This window comes from Parvibaculum sedimenti, from assembly GCF_009184905.1.
GTDB classification, from domain to species: domain Bacteria; phylum Pseudomonadota; class Alphaproteobacteria; order Parvibaculales; family Parvibaculaceae; genus Parvibaculum; species Parvibaculum sedimenti.
Genome location: NZ_WESC01000024.1, coordinates 1 through 17,275, shown reverse-complemented (window position 1 = coordinate 17,275; position 17,275 = coordinate 1). Strand labels below are relative to the sequence as shown.

The window sequence follows — 17,275 nt, the reverse complement described above, 5'->3', positions numbered from 1 at the left end:
GTTGCTCAACCCGCCCGAGAGGGCATAATCATGCCAAGGCTCTAATCCCCCGTGGGGGAAACTTCAGTGGCACGTCAAGGTGACTACATCCGGGTCACGTCGCATCTGTCCATGCTGGAAGATGCCGCATATCGACGACTGCTCGACATCTACTACACAAACGAAAAGCCGCTACGCGGCGATTTTGACAAGGTGTGCATGATCGTGCGGGCAAAGAAAAAGCAAGAACGCGAAGCGGTGCAGAGGATATTGGATCACTTCTTTGTATCCACCACAGACGGATGGCGGCACGAAAAATGTGATGCCGAGATCAGGCGGTATCAAGCGGGACAGCTTCAGCAGCAAGCACGCAAAGAAGGTAACAAAGAGCGACAGGCTCGTTGCCGGGAGCGGCGGAAGGATCAGTTCGGGGACCTGCGAGAACACGGCATTACGCCCCCCTGGAATGCAGCCACAGAGGAGCTTGATTTGGCATTGTCATGCGTGACGGCCCAACCTGTCACGCGTGACATCACGGCTAACCAGACACCAGAAACCAGAAGCCAAACACCATTAAATGATGATGACGGCGTGCGCCTCGAGCTTGCTCGGTTAGAGGGGGCACTAAGACAGGCAGGCGGTGATGCGCTGGATCCGAATTCGAAGGACTTGTGCGTATTGAGTGTGCCCCTTGCCTGGGCTACGGAAGGCTGCGACCTCGAACTCGACGTGTTGCCCGCGGTCCGCGCCGTCGCCGCTCGTGCAAGCCCCAATTCTGTTCGAAGCTGGAAATATTTCGATCGTGCCGTCGCCGATGCGAAGGCGCGCAGACTGGCTCCGATGCCGAAGGGACGCATCAATGAAAGATCTCATGCTCAAAGCCGGGACGGTCGTATCCGGCAAAACTATCTCTCTGGAATCGCTGCGGCACTGGCAGAGGCGCGTGGGTAGCTACTTGGGTAACCCGCAACTACCGGAGACGCGGGAGGAGCGAGTTGCCCTCTTATTGGGTCTCCAGGCGGCCCTTCGCCCGGCCGGCGCCGAATATGTCGCGAAGGCGCTTATGAAACTGCAGGTTTTGTATTGGCGACCGGATTTCAGCCCGGCGGAGGCGAAGGCCTTTTATGCGATCCACATCGAGGATCTGAACGATGTGCCGCCGGATATTCTGGACGACGCCATCAGGGAATACCGCACCGATCCTGATAGCCGATTTTTTCCGCATCCCGGCGCCATCCGCCGGCGGGCGCGTCCGAAGCTCGCGGAGCGTCGCTGCGCCATCGCCCGGCTTAAGAGCGCCTTGGAAGAGGCCCCCCCGATCAAGTGGAAGCCACGTACGCCGGAGGAGATCGCGAGGATCAGGGCGGCCGCCAAAACGCTCTTCCACGTGCCGCCAGAAAAGGTGCTCCATGAGTAATGAATTGGCCCCCGAGATGTTGACCGCTAAGCAGCGGCTCTTCGTGGCTGAGTATCTGAAGGATTTCAACGGGATAAAGGCCGCAGTCCGGGCTGGCTATTCCCGGCGAACGGCGCGATCGATCGCCAGCGAGAACCTGACAAAACCTGACATTCAAAATGCGCTGGCAAGGGCCGTCGACGAGCGTTATGCGCGGGCCGAAGGTGATGCAACCTTGCTGCTCCTGCAACTCGTTGAAGAGGTCGATGCGGATATCGCCGATCTCTTTGACGATGCCGGCGGATTGAAAGCCGATGGACGAGTGGCCCGCCGTCTGGCGGCGGGGACTGGTGGTCAGTGTCGAGGTGGAGGACCTTCCTGCGAGCGAGGACGGCTTCCTACAGCGCACAATTTGCAGGATCGCGTTCAGCGATCGTCTTCGGCGTCTCGAACTCATCGGCCGCCATGTCGACGTGGCCGCCTTCCGGAACAAGGCCTAGCGGGATCTCGTGCGCCCATAGGCCGATCTCGGCAGGCCGAGTGGAGGCAGGTCGATGAAGCCCCGTAGGGAGGGGCAGGGCCTCCAATCCAAAGATAGGACTTCGTCTGGGAACGGAAAGGGCTTGCCGATTCCCGGGTACGGAGTATTTTTGATAAAGACAAACGTTAGGACCCCTCGCCAGTGAACCGCCCAGCGCCCTGCATAGCCGCATACACCCGCATCGATCTGTGCGGACGAGGATGCATATGCGGCAGCTGCATGCTGGGAGAGGGAGCCTTGTAGGCGATCAGGTCGTCATTCAGGCAGGCTTCAGGCCGACGCCCCTCACCCGGTTGAACACGGGGAGGGGCGTCGGCTTTTTCAGACTCTGAGGACTGTCATGGATCGTAAAAACTTTAACACCATCTCCGTCGAGAACGGGGTCCCGATCAAGGCATGGACGAAAGGCGTTCCGGTCGATGCGGCTGCCGAGCAGCAGCTCCGGAATGTCGCTGGTCTACCCTTCGTGTTTCATCACGTTGCCGCCATGCCGGATGTCCATTGGGGCATGGGCGCCACGATCGGGAGCGTGATCGCCACCCGCAAGGCCATCATCCCGGCGGCGGTGGGCGTGGATATCGGTTGCGGCATGATGGCTGTCCGCACAAACCTTCCGGCGGCGCGCCTGCCCGATGATCTTCGTTCGATCCGCCTTGCCATCGAGGCCGCGGTGCCGCATGGCCGCACCGATAATGGTGGCGCAAACGATCGGGGCGCATGGGGCGAGGTACCGCAGGCGGCGGTCAACGTCTGGGCCGGATTGGCGCAGGACTTCGCCCGTTTGTGCGAGCGAACGCCGACGCTGGCTCGATCGAGGTCCATCCATCATCTCGGGACGCTCGGGACCGGCAATCATTTCATCGAGCTCTGCCTCGACGAGGCGGACGCCCTCTGGGTCATGCTGCATTCCGGTTCCCGCGGTGTGGGGAACCGGATCGGCGCGGTCTTCATCGAGCTCGCCAAGAAAGAAATGGAGCGCTTCTTCGTGCATCTGCCCGATGCCGATCTCGCTTACCTCCCTCAAGGCACCGAGCATTTCGCCGACTATATGAGGGCAGTTTCCTGGGCCCAGAAATTCGCGCGCGCCAATCGCCAGTTGATGATGGACGGTGTGCTCGCGGCGCTTGCCCAGTTCTTTCCCGACATTGAAACCGACGAGATGGCCGTCAACTGTCACCACAACTATGTCGACACGGAAGAGCATTTCGGGGAAACGGTACTCATCACCCGCAAGGGGGCCGTCCGCGCGCGGATGGGCGATCTTGGCATCATCCCGGGGTCCATGGGCGCGAGGTCATTCATCGTTCGCGGCAAGGGCAATCCCGAGAGCTTCTGCTCCTGCTCCCACGGGGCAGGGCGTCTCATGAGCCGCAATCAGGCAACGAGACAGTTTTCGCTGGAAGATCACGCTGTCGCCACCGCTCACGTCGAATGCCGGAAGGATGGCGGTGTGCTCGACGAAACGCCGGGCGCCTACAAGGACGTCGATGCGGTCATGAATGCTCAGGCCGATCTTGTCGACATCGTCCATACGCTGCGTCAGGTGGTCTGCGTCAAGGGGTGAAGCAGGACCGCGAGGCCCGGAGCGACTTGCACAGGCGGACGTAGCAGTTGCTTAATCCGCCAGCTTGACCAAAATCGACCGTCCAGGCGGGGGGATTGGCAGAGAGATTCGCGGAGCCTCACGGCAAAGCCCGTTTGTGCCGGCTTGCCGCTCGTCCAACCGCGAAAGGGTCGCCGCTGGGGCCTGCCACCTGAACATGTGAAGCGAGGACGATAAATGCCGAGGGGACGCCCGAAGGGGAAGGCCGGGGACGCCAAGCCGCCGAAAGCGGCGAAGGCGCCTGTCAAAGTGCCCGCCAAGGCGCAAAAGGGCAAGGGCGGCGATCTCGGCTTTGAGGCAGAGCTTTTCAAGACCGCCGACAAGCTTCGCGGCAACATGGAGCCGTCGGACTACAAGCACGTCGCGCTGGGCCTGATCTTCCTGAAGCATATCTCGGACAGCTTCGAGGCGAAGCGTGCCGAGCTGCTGGCCGATTACCCGGAGGGTGCGGAAGACCCCGACGAATACGCCGCCGACAATATCTTCTGGGTGCCCAAGGAAGCGCGCTGGTCGCATCTTCAGGCGAGCGCGAAGCAGCCCGGCATCGGCAAGCTGATCGACGAGGCGATGATCGCCATCGAAAAGCGGAACGAAAGCCTGAAGGGTGTGCTCCCGAAGGAATATGCGCGCCCAGCGCTCAACGCGGTCATGCTCGGCGAGCTGATCGACCTCATTTCGGGGATCACGCTCGGGCAGGAGAAGGGACAGGCGCGCGACGTGCTCGGCCGCGTCTATGAATATTTCCTCGGCCAGTTCGCGGGCTCGGAGGGAAAACGCGGCGGCGAGTTCTACACGCCGCGCTCCGTCGTCCGCACCATGGTTGAGATGCTGGAGCCCTATAAGGGCCGCGTTTACGACCCCTGCTGCGGCTCGGGTGGCATGTTCGTGCAGTCGGAGAAGTTCGCCGAGGAACATGAAGGCCGCATCGGCGACATCGCCGTCTACGGCCAGGAGTCGAACTACACGACCTGGCGCCTGTGCAAGATGAACCTCGCCGTGCGCGGCATCGACGCGGACATCCGCTGGAACAGCGAGGGCAGCTTCCATAAGGACGAGCTGCGCGACCTCCGCGCGGACTACATCCTCGCCAATCCGCCCTTCAACATTTCGGACTGGGGTGGCGACCGCCTGCGCGAGGATGTGCGCTGGAAATACGGGCCCCCGCCGGCGGGCAATGCGAACTTCGCCTGGGTGCAGCACATCGTCCATCATCTGGCGCCCTCGGGCACGGCCGGCGTGGTGCTGGCCAACGGCTCGATGTCGTCGACGCAGTCGGGCGAGGGCGAAATCCGCCGCGCGCTGATCGAGGGCGTCGAGGGCAAGCCCGGCGTCGTCGACTGCATGGTCGCGCTTCCCGGCCAGCTCTTCTATTCGACGCAGATCCCCGTCTGCCTCTGGTTCCTTGCCCGCGACCGCTCGAACGGTGTTGCCCGCAACGCGAAACTCCGCGACCGGCGCAACGAAATCCTCTTCATCGATGCGCGCAAGCTCGGCCATATGGTCGACCGCACGCGCAAGGAATTCTCGGACGACGACATCGAGCGGATCACACGCGCCTATCACGCCTGGCGCGGCGAGGCGGAGGCGGGCGCCTATGAGGATGTGCCGGGCTTCTGCAAATCGGCAACGTTGGAGGAGATCAGGGGCCACGGCCATGTGCTGACGCCGGGGCGCTATGTCGGCGCGGCGGATGTCGAGGAGGACGACGTGCCCTTCGAGGATCGCTTTGCCGCGCTTCAGACCAGGCTCGAAACCCAGTTTGCCGAGGCCGACCGGCTGACGGCGACGATCCGCGAGCGCCTCGCGGGGGTTGTGGTCAAATGACATGTCAACGCCGCCGCCGTTGCGTGTACATATGCCCTGCCATATGTTAAAAAAAACAAGTTTTCTTAACATATGGCCCGCGACATGTTAAAGCCAACCTATAAGCTGCCCGCCCTGCCACCGCCCGTGGAACTGGAGACGGTGCCGGTGCTCAAGGCGCTGGCGACGGCGAACCGGGCGCTGGCGGAGCTGAAGGGGCGTGCGGCCACGATCCCCAATCAGGGCATCCTGATCGATAGTCTTGCCTTGCAGGAAGCCAAGGCGTCGTCCGAAATCGAGAACATCGTCACCACGCAGGACGAGCTGTTTCAGGCCGAACTGTTCCCCGAAGGCCCGCAATCCGCATCGGCCAAGGAGGTCGCCCTCTATCGTGACGCGGTGAAGCTCGGCCATGACCGTTTGCACGAGATGGGCGGCATCATCGCGAACAATACGCTGATCGACATGTTCCGGCTCCTGAAGGGGCGGAACGATGGCTTCCGCACAACACCCGGAACTGCGCTCAAGCACGATGGAACGGGCGAGATCGTCTATGTGCCGCCGCAGGACGCGAACGAGGTCGTGGCGTTGATGACGGCGCTGGAGCGCTTCATCAACGAGGACGAGGCGTGCACCCTCGATCCGCTGATCAAGATGGCGCTCATTCACCACCAGTTCGAAAGCATCCACCCCTTCCCGGATGGCAACGGCAGGATCGGCCGCATCCTGAACGTGCTTTACCTCACGCGGTCGCGGCTCCTCGAAATCCCGATCCTCTATCTCAGCCGCCACATCACCCGGACCAAGGGAGATTATTACCGCCTGCTTCAGGCTGTGCGCGATACGAACGGCGCGGCGGAAGCCTGGCAAGCATGGGTGCTCTACATGCTGGAGGCGGTGGCCGCGACGGCGGAAACGACGCTCGGCCTTGTCGAGGGCATGCGCGAACAGATGGCGGCGATGAAACACCGCATGCGGAGCGAACTGCCGAAGCTCTATTCGCAGGATCTGTTGAACAACCTGTTCCGCCACCCCTATACGCGCATCGAATTCATCGTGAACGATCTCGGCGTCACCCGCCAGACAGCGGCGAAATATCTGGACACACTGGCCGAGCACGGCTTCGTGCGCAAGCATCAGGCGGGCCGGAACAACTACTACATCAACACCGCGCTGGTGCGGCTGTTCCTCGATGTATCGGGGGGACGCTGACATTGGAAAAGGTGGCGAATTACGGACATGCGCTGACGTATAGCCGCTATACCGATCTGGCGGATGTAGGGAGGGCGCTTTCTATCGGGCTGCGGGTGACGAAGGTGTCTGATTTATGACTACGCTGGCGGATGCATTGGGTTGTGCACAGAACATTATCGGTGGGCCTTTTGGATCTAACTTGACCCAAGTTGACTATCGGCCGGCCGGAATTCCTGTCATTCGCGGCTCAAACATGGGAGTCGCCGGAAGGTTCATCGGCGGCAACTTTGTTTTCGTATCCGCCGAAAAGGCGAAAAAAACACTTTCTTCTAATCTCGCCGCCCGTGGCGACATCATAGTGACGCAGCGAGGCACTATGGGGCAGGTCTCAATTATCCCGACCGATTCAGCGTATGACTGTTTTGTTATTTCTCAGAGTCAGATGGCGATCAGGGTTCCTATTGAGGTGGCCGATCCATTTTTCGTTTACTATTTTCTGAAATCGCAGAAATTTTTGGAATATCTGGATACATCTACAATTCAGACCGGTGTTCCCCATATCAACTTAACAATCTTGCGCCAAGCGCCCGCTTCTTGGCCGCCTCTGGAAGAGCAGCACGCCATCGCCTCTATACTCGGCGCACTCGACGACAAGATCGAGTTGAACCGGCGGATGAACGAGACGCTGGAGGCGATGGCGCGGGCGATATTCAAGGACTGGTTCGTCGATTTCGGCCCAACCCGCGCGAAGATGGCCATGCGGGGCGAAGACCCGCAAAACGAAAATGTCGCCCGCGCGCCCTATCTCGCACCGGACGTCTGGTCCCTCTTCCCCGACCGCCTCGACGCCGACGGCAAGCCGCAGGGGTGGCGGAACTGCGCGATTTCCGAACTTTGTGATCGTGTCGAAAATGGCGGAACGCCTGCCCGTGGAGAACCGCAATATTGGTCTCCTCCGTCAGTGCCTTGGCTGACCTCCGGGGAGGTGAGGATGCCCATCATTGCCGAGACGGCTCAATACATCAGCGAGCTAGGGCTGCAAAATTCGAGTGCTAAGATTTGGCCGGTAGGGACCACTGTAGTGGCGATGTATGGAGCAACGGCGGGACAGATTTGTCTGCTAGGGACATCAGTGTCCGCAAATCAAGCATGCTGTGGACTTATTCCCAAGAGGCATATGAGGGAATATGTGTTTATTGCTTTGCGCGAGGACAGATCCGGTTTGGCCTTGAAGGCCACGGGCTCTGCGCAGCAAAATCTCAGCCAACGCTTAATTGCAGATCATACGGTCATTGCTCCAAGCTTTGAATGCGTTCAGGCATTTTCAGAAGCTGCCGAATCTCTATTTGAAAGGTGGATTTCCAACGAGTTCGAGAATCGGTCTCTCCGCGAGGTTCGCGACCACCTCCTCCCCAAACTCATGTCCGGCGAAATCCGCGTGAAGGACGCCGAAAAGCACGTCAGCGAGGTTGTATGAGCTGGGCGTTTTTCCAGAGCCAATCATTTTGGGCTCTCATCGGTGTCGTTGTCGGAGCATTCTTGACAACCGGAAAAGATTTTCTTTTTGACTGGCGTGCCCAAACCAGGTCGAGAACATATGCTGCCATCAGGCTTGTTTGCGTGTTTGATGTCTATGCGGAAGAATGCGCAAATGTGGCTGCCGACGAAGGGGAATACACAAGGGATGAGCAGGGGCAGGAGGTGTGCGAGATTTCGATTCAAAATCCCACTCTCTCAGCTTTTGCTGATGACATTGATTGGAAGTCGCTCGATCCAAAATTGATCTACAGAGTCCTGAACTTTCCGATTGAGGTGGCGCAGGCAGAGCGCGCGATCAGATTTGTCTATAGCGAGATCGCATTTTCTCCAGACTATGAAGAAGGGTTTGAAGAACGCCAGCTTCGATATGCGGAATTGGGCCTAGCTGCACATGATATTGCCGAGGCACTAAGAAGGAAATATGCGCTACCTCGGGTAGAGTCTACCGAGTGGAATCCGGTCGAGCGCCTGATAGAAGTCAAGGCGAGGATAGAGAAGGCACGTGAAGAAGCACGACGGTCGCATCAGTCGATGTCCTCGGTATCGGTAGCAGGGGAGGAATAGCCGAATGGCATTCATCTCCGAGGCCGAGGTTGAGGATGTTCTGCTCGGGCAATTGCGCGCTCTCGGCTATGCCGTCGCCTTCGATGCCGAAATCGGCCCGGACGGAAAGGCGCCAGAACGGGAAGCCTATGCCGATGTTGTGCTCGCCAAGCGCCTCACAGCGGCCATCGAAAAGCTCAACCCGGCGATTCCGGTCGAGGCGCGCGGTGACGCGCTGCGCATGGTTCTGGCGACGGAGCGGCCTTCGCTCATAGAAGAGAACCGGCGCCTTCATAAACTGATGGTCGAGGGCGTCGATGTCGAATTCTACAGCGAGGATGGCACGATCCGGGGCGACAAGGTTCGCCTGATCGACTTCGACGATCTCGCCGCGAACGACTGGCTGGCGACAGGCCAGTTCACGGTCATTGAGGGCAGCATCAACCGGCGGCCGGATATCGTCGTCTTCGTCAACGGGCTGCCGCTCGGTGTGATCGAGCTCAAAGCCCCCGGCGGCGAGAACGCCACGCTTGCCGGGGCGTTTAACCAGCTACAGACCTACAAGGCACAGATCCCGTCGCTCTTCCGCACCAATGCCGTTCTCGTCATCTCGGACGGGCTGACGGCGCGGGTCGGCTCGCTGACCGCCGACCGCGAGCGCTTCATGCCCTGGCGCACCACAGACGGCGAGGTGATCGCCGCCAAGGGCGCGCCCGAACTTCAGGTGCTGATCGAAGGCATCTTCACGCCCCGCCGCCTGCTTGATCTGTTGCGCGACTTCACGGTCTTTGGCGAAACGGGGTCGGACCTTTCCAAGATCATGGCCGGCTATCACCAGTTCCATGCGGTGAAGCGCGCGGTCGCCTCGACGCTGCGTGCGCTGGCGCTCAACAAGGGCGGCGAGGCGGCGGCGCTGGGCTTCAGCGAGGACCCGGCGACATTCGACCTGCCGGGTGTCGGCAACTATCAGAAGGGCGACAAGCGCATCGGCGTCATCTGGCATACGCAGGGCTCGGGCAAAAGCCTGCTGATGGCCTTTTATGCAGGGCAGCTTGTGCGCCATCCTGAACTCGAAAACCCGACCATCGTCGTCATCACCGACCGCAACGACCTCGACGATCAGCTTTTTGCGACCTTCTCCATGTGCCGTGACCTGATCCGGCAGACGCCTATCCAGGCTGAGAGCCGAGAGGACCTGCAAGCGGCGCTGAGCCGCGCCTCGGGCGGCGTGATCTTCACCACCATCCAGAAGTTCTCGCCGCTGACCGGCGAGACAAGCTATCCGATCCTCTCGGCGCGGCGGAACATCGTTGTCATCGCCGACGAAGCGCATCGCAGCCAATATGGCTTTGGCGCGCGCATCGAGCGCAGGACCGGCGAGATGGCCTATGGCTTCGCCAAATATCTGCGCGACGCGCTGCCCAACGCCTCCTTCATCGGCTTCACCGGAACGCCGATCGAGAAGGACGACGTCAACACGCCCGCCGTCTTCGGCGACTATATCGACATCTACGACATCAGCCGCGCGGTCGAGGATGGCGCCACCGTTCCGATCTATTACGAGAGCCGCCTCGCGCGGATCGAACTGCCCGACGACGAGAAGCCACGGATCGACGCCGAGCTCGCGGAGCTGACCGAGGACGAGGCCGTCACAGAGCAGGAGAAGATCAAGCGCCGCTGGGCGACCGTCGAGGCGCTGGTCGGCTCCGACAAGCGGCTTTCCATGGTGGCCGAGGATCTGGTGCGCCACTTCGAGGCGCGCACCGCCGCCATGGACGGCAAGGCCATGGTCGTCTGCATGAGCCGGCGCATCTGCGTCGCGCTTTACCGGAAGATCGTCGCGCTGCGTCCCGACTGGCACAGCGACGACGACGCTGAAGGCACGATCAAGGTCGTGATGACGGGTTCGGCCTCCGACCCGCAGGACTGGCAGCCACATATTGGCACGAAGTCGCGCCGCGATCTTCTCGCCAAGCGCGCGAAGAATCCCGACGATCCGCTGAGGCTCGTCATCGTCCGGGACATGTGGCTCACCGGCTTCGACGCGCCCTCGATGCACACCATGTATGTCGACAAGCCGATGCGCGGCCACGGGCTGATGCAGGCGATCGCGCGCGTCAACCGGGTCTTCCGCGACAAGCCGGCCGGTCTCGTCGTCGACTACATCGGCATCGCGCAGAACCTCAAAAGCGCCCTCAACCAGTATTCGGCCGACGACCAGCGTCAGGCCGGTATCGACGAGGCCGAGGCCGTCGCGACGCTGATCGAGAAGTTCGACGTCGTGAAGGCGATGTATCACGGCTTCGACTATGCGCGGGGCCTTGCCGGCACCGGCCACGAGCGGCTGGCCATGCTCGCCGGCGCGGTCGACTGGATTCTCGGCAAGCAGCATGAGGCGGCGGCACGCGAGACCACTGAGGATGGCAAGCGCCGCGAGCACCGCCGCTATCAGGACGCCGTGCTTGCCTTGTCGAAAGCCTTCGCTCTCGCCTCCGGCAGCGACGAGGCGCGCGACATGCGCGACGAGGTGGGGTTCTTCCAGACCGTGCGCGTCGCGCTGGTGAAGTCCGCCGACGCGGCGGGGCTCGCCGGTGCCGACCGCGAATTCGCCATCCAGCAGATTCTCGATCGCGCCGTTGTCTCAACCGAGATCGTCGATATCCTCGGCGCCGCCGGCATCACGACACCCGACATTTCAATCCTGTCCGACGAATTCCTCGCCGAGGTTCAGCAGCTTCAGAAGAAGAACCTCGCGCTCGAAGCCCTGCGCAAGCTCCTCAACGACGAGATCCGCTCACGCAGCAAGACAAACGTGGTTGAGACGAAGCGCTTCTCGGAGCGACTGGAGGCCGCGATCGCTCGCTATCACACCAACGCTATCAGCACGGTCGAGGTGATGCAGGAGCTGATCGAGCTTGCGAAAGACGTTCGCGCCGCCCGGCGGCGCGGCGAGGAGGAGGGACTCTCGCAGGACGAGATCGCCTTCTACGACGCGCTTGCTGAAAACGAGAGCGCGATCGAGGCGATGGGTAACGACGCGCTCAAGGTGATTGCCCACGAACTGCTCGAAAGCCTCAAGGGCAACGTCACCGTCGACTGGTCCCACCGCGAAAACGCCCGTGCCCGGATGCGGATTCTGGTGAAGCGTATCCTCCGCAAGCACGGCTACCCACCGGACCTTCAGGATTCCGCGGTGCAGACCGTATTGCGGCAGGCGGAGGAACTGTCGGCGCGTTGGGCTGCGTAGGGCAACAAGGAGGCAGCGTTCGTTGCAATGCCCGGCGGTCGGGTTCACTGTTAGCCAACTCTTTATCGGGGTGAGGCGTCAGCCAGTTTAGTACGCAAAGAGAGCATTGCGCTGTATTGCACATGATATCGGGGCGATCGAGATGGATTCCATAAATTCTGATGTTGATGCAGAGCTTGCATCTATACCCGAGATTTGCATTCAAGCGGAGATAGCCCGATACATCACCTTCGCGACGCATCAATGTGACATCGCAGTTATTGCCGATTTAGTGGTTCACAATCCGCTCCAAACCGGCCTTGAGGATCTGACGCTTCATCTTACGGCCGAACCGAAGGTGCTTGGCGATCGGGTGTGGCGGATCGACCGAATAGGCGCTGAATCGGAATTTCACCTGCGTGATCGCCGTGTCTCGATTGCGGGCGGTCTGCTGGACTCGCTTACGGAGCGGATGCGTGCCGAAGTAACACTTCAGTTGCGCAAGGGTGAGACAGTTCTCGCCGAAAGTTGCCATCCCATCATTGCGCTTGCTCGAAACGAATGGGGCGGATCGAACTACATGCCGGAGCTGCTGGCAGCCTTCGTCACGCCGAACGATCCAGCGGTTCAACGCATCCTGAAAGAGGCGTCACTCGTTCTTGAGGCTTCGGGTAAGAGCGGGGCGCTTGATGGCTACCAGTCCAAGTCTCGCAAACGTAGTTGGGAAATCGTCTCAGGGCTGTGGGCGGCGGTTTCCCGACGTGGCCTTACCTATGCAGAACCGCCTGCAAGCTTTGGACGGCACGGCCAGAAAATTCGATTGCCATCAATGATTGAGGAGCAGGGACTTGCGACCTGTCTCGACACGGCACTTCTCTTTGCAGCTGCGATCGAACAGGCCGGGCTCAATCCGGTGGTTGTATTCACGGAAGATCATGCGCTTACGGGTGCCTGGTTGCAGCCGCAAACCTTGCGCACGCTCACCACTGAAGATCCAATTGATATCCGCAAAGCCATTGCCCAGGACGAACTTGTCCTCTTTGAGACGACGATGGCGACTGGCGGTCACGCAATGCCTTTTTCGCGTGCCATTGCCGAGGGGCGACGTCAGGTCTCAGAAGCGAATGAGAACGCTTTTGTCTACGCGATCGATATCAGGCAGGCGCGGGGTCGCGACATTCAACCGCTCTCGAGTCTGGTCCGTGCCGCGGCGGGAGACGGGGGGCAGGGGCGGATACTTCCCGAGCAGCCCCTCCGCTCGATGAAGCGCCAGATCTTCCCCCCTTCGACGTTGACACGATCATTGAAGAGGCGCCGCAAACGCCAGCGGAGCGGCTTGAGCGATGGAAGCGCAGTCTGCTTGATCTCTCCAAGCGCAATCGGCTTCTCAATCTGAAGCCGTCTGCAACCGCGATCCCTATCTTTTGTCCGGACCCGGCTCTGCTCGAAGACAAAATTGCCGAACGCAAGCGCATTAGCTTGATCACTCCGCCTGAGCGGAAGATTGCCGCCAGTGATGCCGACACGGCCCTTTACCATTTGCGGACAGGGGAGGATTTTGCGGTCAAATTTGCGACAGATGCGCTGGACCGCAATGAGATCGTGGCCAACGTAGCCCCCAAGGAGCTCGAGAAGGGGGTGCTGGAGCTGTATCGCAAGGCCAAGGCAGATTTCGAGGAGGGGGGCTCGAATACTCTCTTCCTGGCGTTGGGTATGTTGCGCTGGGCCGTTCCGGAGGATCCGAAGCGCAGCTATCGCGCACCTCTCATTCTTCTTCCCGTGAAGCTTGAGAGACGCAGTGCCGCCTCTAAGCCTTATCTCACGGCCCATGAGGACGACCCGGTCTTCAACCTCACGCTGCTTCAGATGCTGCGGCAGGACTTTCATATCGAGATTCCTGGCCTTGAGGCCGAACTGCCGGCGGATGACCACGGCGTGAACGTAAGGCAGATCTGGGAAACGGTTCGGGCCCGCATTCGCGAGGTCCCGGGGTTCGAGGTGGTTGAGGACGTGGTCCTCAGCACTTTCTCTTTCGCGAAATATTTGATGTGGAAGGATCTCGCTGAGCGGACCGAGACGTTGAAAGCGAGTCCCTTCGTACGGCACGTAATTGATACCCCGCGGGAATCCTACCGAGGAGGCGCGCAGTTTCCCGATCCGCGTAGCATTGATTGGAACATCGCCCCTTCGGAAATAATGGCGCCGCTTAACGCGGACAGTTCGCAGATTGTTGCAATCTACGCTTCCGGGAAGGGTGGCGACTTTGTGCTGGAAGGACCGCCGGGCACAGGTAAGTCCGAGACGATTGGCAATATCATCGCCCACAATCTTGGTCTCGGTCACCGGGTGCTGTTCGTCTCTGAGAAAATGGCCGCTCTCGAAGTCGTCTATCGACGGCTGGACGCATGCGGGCTGGGCGACTTCTGCCTTGAGCTACATTCAGCGAAGGCGAACAAGCATGAGGTTATCAACAAGCTTGGGGTGGCTTGGGGGAAGAGACACGCGCATCCCGCAGAGGAATGGCATAAAAAGGCTGCGCAGCTCAGCGATCTTCGCGACCGGCTGAACAGGCTTGTTGAGGCGCTGCATAGGCCTGGTTCTGGTGGCGTGAGCCCGCGCGACGCAATTGGACGCTCGTTGCACTATGGCGATGTGCATAGGCTCCGGCTTGACTGGGAGCATGATGAGACCGGCGGCGGTCGAGCGGCAAGCCCTGAAGCGCTTGCGTCCCTTGTTGATCTAGCCAAGCGGCTGGGCCAGCAATTCAGCCAAATCCTCCCCGAAGATATTCGAGCCTTCAAAGGGATTAGTCACACCGAGTGGTCCTATGGCTGGGCGGCAGAAATCGTCTCTGAGGCTCGCAAACTCAAGATTGCGATCGAGAACCTTGCGCGACGGCGCGGGGCATTCGCCGAGCTGATCGCACTCGAAGAAACGAGCACTAATTTGGCTGAGATCGCCGCATTGGGTGAAATCGCCGCGCTTGTACCTGACTGTGCGTCGATCGATCTTCGCTTTGCGTTGGAGCCCAACGGCCGCGAGGTGATGGATACGCTTGAGCAACTACAAGTGCTGTTCGAGGATTATGGTTCTGTGCGGAAGGAACTTGCTGCGGACTACGCGGATGAACATATCGCAGCTGGGCAACCTCTCCAGGCGTGGCTCGCCCAGCGGGGTGAGGTCGAGGCAAAAATCTGGCCAATGAACATTTTGGCACGCCGTGGTTTGCGAAGGGTAATCCGGGAGGGACTTGGCAGCGATGCTGCTCGTGCGCCTGCGCCTGAACGTGATCTTGAAGCGTTAGTCCGGCTCGCGGAAATACGTGCGGAGATTGACGCGGCAGGGCGCAGCCTGCCACCGAATGTGCTCTGGCGGGGGCTCGACACCAATGTGGAGCTGGTTACCCACGCCATTCAATCGGGCAGACGTCTGCGTGAGACGATTACCAGGTTTGCGAATTTTGGCCGTGACCTCTTGGAAACCCGAGCGCTATTCGCTCGAACACTCTGCGATGGGCGCGATCGCCTTGAGGCAGGTATGCCGATCGCTGCTGCCGCCGCGGATTTTGTGCAGGCTTGCAGAGCCTTTGATGCCAGCCATGTGAGTTTCCGAAAGGTCGCTAGCCAAGGGGCGCACGACGACGGTGCTGATGTGGATCTGGACACGCTTTTGCGTAGCGCGGATGCGATTGTGCTTCGGGAACGGCGGCTCAATCTTTGGTGCGCCTGGGTTGCGATCAGTCGCGAGGCCCGCCAGGCGGGACTCGGAACGCTGATATCGGCTCTGGAGATTGGTGCGGTGACGCACGATCAGGCTGTGGAAGTCTTTAAGACGGCCTACGCGTGCAGGCTTGCACCTATTCTGATTGATGCTCGGCCTGAACTAACCCGCTTTTCGGCGGTCCAGCACGAAGACGTGATCGAGACTTTTCGATCGCTCGATCGGGAGCTTGCGGAGCTCACAGGGGATTATATTCGGGCTAAACTGTCGGCGAAGATTCCCGGCCGGGACGGAGAGAGTGCCGATCCGGGTTATGGCGTGCTGGCGCGTGAACTTCAGAAAAAAATGCGGCATATGCCAGTTCGCCAACTCGTCTCGGAGATGGGGAGTGCACTTACCACCCTTACCCCTTGTCTAATGATGAGCCCGCTCTCGGTCGCACAGTTTCTGCCTGCCGATATTCAAGCGTTCGATCTTGTTGTCTTTGACGAGGCTAGTCAGATCACCGTTCCTGATGCCATCGGCGCGATTGCGCGCGGCAAGCGTTGCATCGTGGTCGGCGATCCACGACAAATGCCGCCAACCAGTTTCTTCGAACGTGGAGCTGAGGACGACGAGAATGAGGAGGTGCGCGATCTTGAGAGCATTCTCGATGAGGCGCTTGCCGCGCGCGTGCCGCATCACCGACTTACTGGCCACTATCGCAGCCGCCACGAAAGCCTGATCTGTTTCTCCAACCACGCCTATTACGACGGCGCTCTCGTGACGTACCCCTCCGCAGATACGCGAGATACGGCGATTACATTCCGCCAAACCGGTGGTGTCTACGCCAAGGGGAAGACGCGCACTAACGAGATTGAAGCAAAGGCAGTTGTAGCCGAAGTGCTGCGAAGGTTGAGCGATCCTGACCTCAATCATCTGTCGATCGGTGTGGTTACGCTCAATGCCGAACAGCAGCGTCTTGTCGAAGATCTGCTGGACCAAGAACGTCGAGCCGATCCCGAACTTGAGCGGTTCTTCGGTTCGGCGGTCGATGATCCGGTCTTTATCAAGAACCTCGAAACAGTACAGGGTGACCAACGAGACGTGATCCTGCTTTCAATAGGATACGGCCCTACCGAGCCGGGGGCGAAGACCATGTCTATGAATTTCGGTCCTCTCAATCGGCAGGGTGGGGAGCGTCGGCTCAATGTGGCGATCACCCGAGCGACGACCGAGGTAGTCGTGTTTGCGAGTTTCGATGCGTCGATGATCGACCTCACCCGAACCTCGGCCGATGCCGTAAAGGATCTCAAGCACTACCTCGACTTTGCGGCGCGTGGGCCGGTTGCGCTGGGCGAAGCGATCCGGGCCGTAAGCACAAGCGACTATGATAGCGATTTCGAGATGGCAGTTGCCGAGCGACTGCGGAATCTCGGGTGGGCTATTCGTACCCAGATTGGCGTTTCGAAATTCCGTATCGATCTAGGCGTGGTGCATCCGGACGCTTCGGGTCACTTCTTGGCCGCCATTGAGTGCGATGGCGCTACCTATCATAGTTCGCCTTCTGCTCGTGACCGCGATCGGGTACGGCACATCATTCTCGAGCAGCTCGGATGGCGCCTTTTCCGCATCTGGTCGACGGACTTCTTCCTCGACCCAGAAACGTCGATTGGTAAGCGGTGTTTTGCCCCCACATTACCTCTGGCGTCGTGATCTGCGATCACCTTTTGATGGAAGATTGCAGGGAGT

The 17,275-nt window shown here is 60.1% G+C and carries 11 protein-coding genes and 1 pseudogene; all 12 read left to right on the top strand.

The features are described 5' to 3' along the window. Positions 1 to 66: 66 nt before the first annotated feature. The 12 genes and pseudogenes from F2P47_RS17270 (at position 67) to F2P47_RS17225 (ending at position 17,239) form a co-directional block, all read left to right on the top strand. On the top strand, positions 67 to 930 hold the full coding sequence (locus F2P47_RS17270; protein ID WP_185681186.1) for a YdaU family protein: 864 nt from the start codon (positions 67 to 69) through the stop codon (positions 928 to 930). Then, complete coding sequence (locus tag F2P47_RS17770) at positions 839 to 1,396, top strand: hypothetical protein (protein WP_185681185.1); 558 nt, start codon at positions 839 to 841, stop codon at positions 1,394 to 1,396. The genes F2P47_RS17270 and F2P47_RS17770 overlap by 92 nt, the downstream gene beginning before the upstream one ends. Beyond that, a pseudogene (locus F2P47_RS17985) lies at positions 1,389 to 1,655 on the top strand (terminase small subunit); the annotation flags it as partial. The gene F2P47_RS17770 and the pseudogene F2P47_RS17985, both read left to right, overlap by 8 nt. Positions 1,656 to 1,689: 34 nt before the next feature. Further along, entirely contained in the window at positions 1,690 to 1,875 is a 186-nt protein-coding gene (locus F2P47_RS17980; protein ID WP_246176952.1) for a hypothetical protein, read from the top strand. 381 nt (positions 1,876 to 2,256) lie between these two features. Beyond that, positions 2,257 to 3,480, top strand: coding sequence for an RtcB family protein (locus tag F2P47_RS17260; protein WP_152217639.1), 1,224 nt, complete (start codon positions 2,257 to 2,259; stop codon positions 3,478 to 3,480). 216 nt (positions 3,481 to 3,696) lie between these two features. Continuing rightward, the gene (locus tag F2P47_RS17255; protein ID WP_152217638.1) at positions 3,697 to 5,343 is read left to right on the top strand and encodes a class I SAM-dependent DNA methyltransferase; all 1,647 of its coding nucleotides are present in this window, start codon (positions 3,697 to 3,699) and stop codon (positions 5,341 to 5,343) included. 84 nt (positions 5,344 to 5,427) lie between these two features. After that, positions 5,428 to 6,534, top strand: a complete 1,107-nt coding sequence (locus tag F2P47_RS17250) for a Fic family protein (RefSeq protein WP_152217637.1) — start codon at positions 5,428 to 5,430, stop codon at positions 6,532 to 6,534. A 115-nt stretch (positions 6,535 to 6,649) separates the two neighbouring features. Further along, positions 6,650 to 7,993 carry a restriction endonuclease subunit S gene (locus F2P47_RS17245; protein ID WP_152217636.1) on the top strand — a complete coding sequence of 448 codons (1,344 nt, stop codon included), beginning with the start codon at positions 6,650 to 6,652 and terminating at the stop codon, positions 7,991 to 7,993. Beyond that, the gene (locus F2P47_RS17240) at positions 7,990 to 8,619 is read left to right on the top strand and encodes a hypothetical protein (RefSeq protein ID WP_152217635.1); all 630 of its coding nucleotides are present in this window, start codon (positions 7,990 to 7,992) and stop codon (positions 8,617 to 8,619) included. The genes F2P47_RS17245 and F2P47_RS17240 overlap by 4 nt, the downstream gene beginning before the upstream one ends. Positions 8,620 to 8,623: 4 nt before the next feature. Continuing rightward, positions 8,624 to 11,845, top strand: a complete 3,222-nt coding sequence (locus F2P47_RS17235) for a type I restriction endonuclease subunit R (protein WP_152217634.1) — start codon at positions 8,624 to 8,626, stop codon at positions 11,843 to 11,845. A gap of 142 nt (positions 11,846 to 11,987) precedes the next feature. Continuing rightward, the gene (locus tag F2P47_RS17230) at positions 11,988 to 13,220 is read left to right on the top strand and encodes a hypothetical protein (RefSeq protein ID WP_152217633.1); all 1,233 of its coding nucleotides are present in this window, start codon (positions 11,988 to 11,990) and stop codon (positions 13,218 to 13,220) included. Further along, positions 13,124 to 17,239, top strand: coding sequence for a DUF4011 domain-containing protein (locus F2P47_RS17225; RefSeq protein ID WP_343032324.1), 4,116 nt, complete (start codon positions 13,124 to 13,126; stop codon positions 17,237 to 17,239). Before F2P47_RS17230 ends, F2P47_RS17225 begins: the two co-directional genes overlap by 97 nt. Positions 17,240 to 17,275: the final 36 nt, after the last annotated feature.

What these genes read in the sequence shown, in the direction of transcription:
- F2P47_RS17770 (WP_185681185.1), top strand. Translation starts at nt 839, where the DNA reads ATGAAAGATCTCATGCTCAAAGCCGGGACGGTCGTATCCGGCAAAACT.
- F2P47_RS17980 (WP_246176952.1), top strand. Translation starts at nt 1,690, where the DNA reads ATGGACGAGTGGCCCGCCGTCTGGCGGCGGGGACTGGTGGTCAGTGTC.
- F2P47_RS17260 (WP_152217639.1), top strand. Translation starts at nt 2,257, where the DNA reads ATGGATCGTAAAAACTTTAACACCATCTCCGTCGAGAACGGGGTCCCG.
- F2P47_RS17255 (WP_152217638.1), top strand. Translation starts at nt 3,697, where the DNA reads ATGCCGAGGGGACGCCCGAAGGGGAAGGCCGGGGACGCCAAGCCGCCG.
- F2P47_RS17250 (WP_152217637.1), top strand. Translation starts at nt 5,428, where the DNA reads ATGTTAAAGCCAACCTATAAGCTGCCCGCCCTGCCACCGCCCGTGGAA.
- F2P47_RS17245 (WP_152217636.1), top strand. Translation starts at nt 6,650, where the DNA reads ATGACTACGCTGGCGGATGCATTGGGTTGTGCACAGAACATTATCGGT.
- F2P47_RS17240 (WP_152217635.1), top strand. Translation starts at nt 7,990, where the DNA reads ATGAGCTGGGCGTTTTTCCAGAGCCAATCATTTTGGGCTCTCATCGGT.
- F2P47_RS17235 (WP_152217634.1), top strand. Translation starts at nt 8,624, where the DNA reads ATGGCATTCATCTCCGAGGCCGAGGTTGAGGATGTTCTGCTCGGGCAA.
- F2P47_RS17230 (WP_152217633.1), top strand. Translation starts at nt 11,988, where the DNA reads ATGGATTCCATAAATTCTGATGTTGATGCAGAGCTTGCATCTATACCC.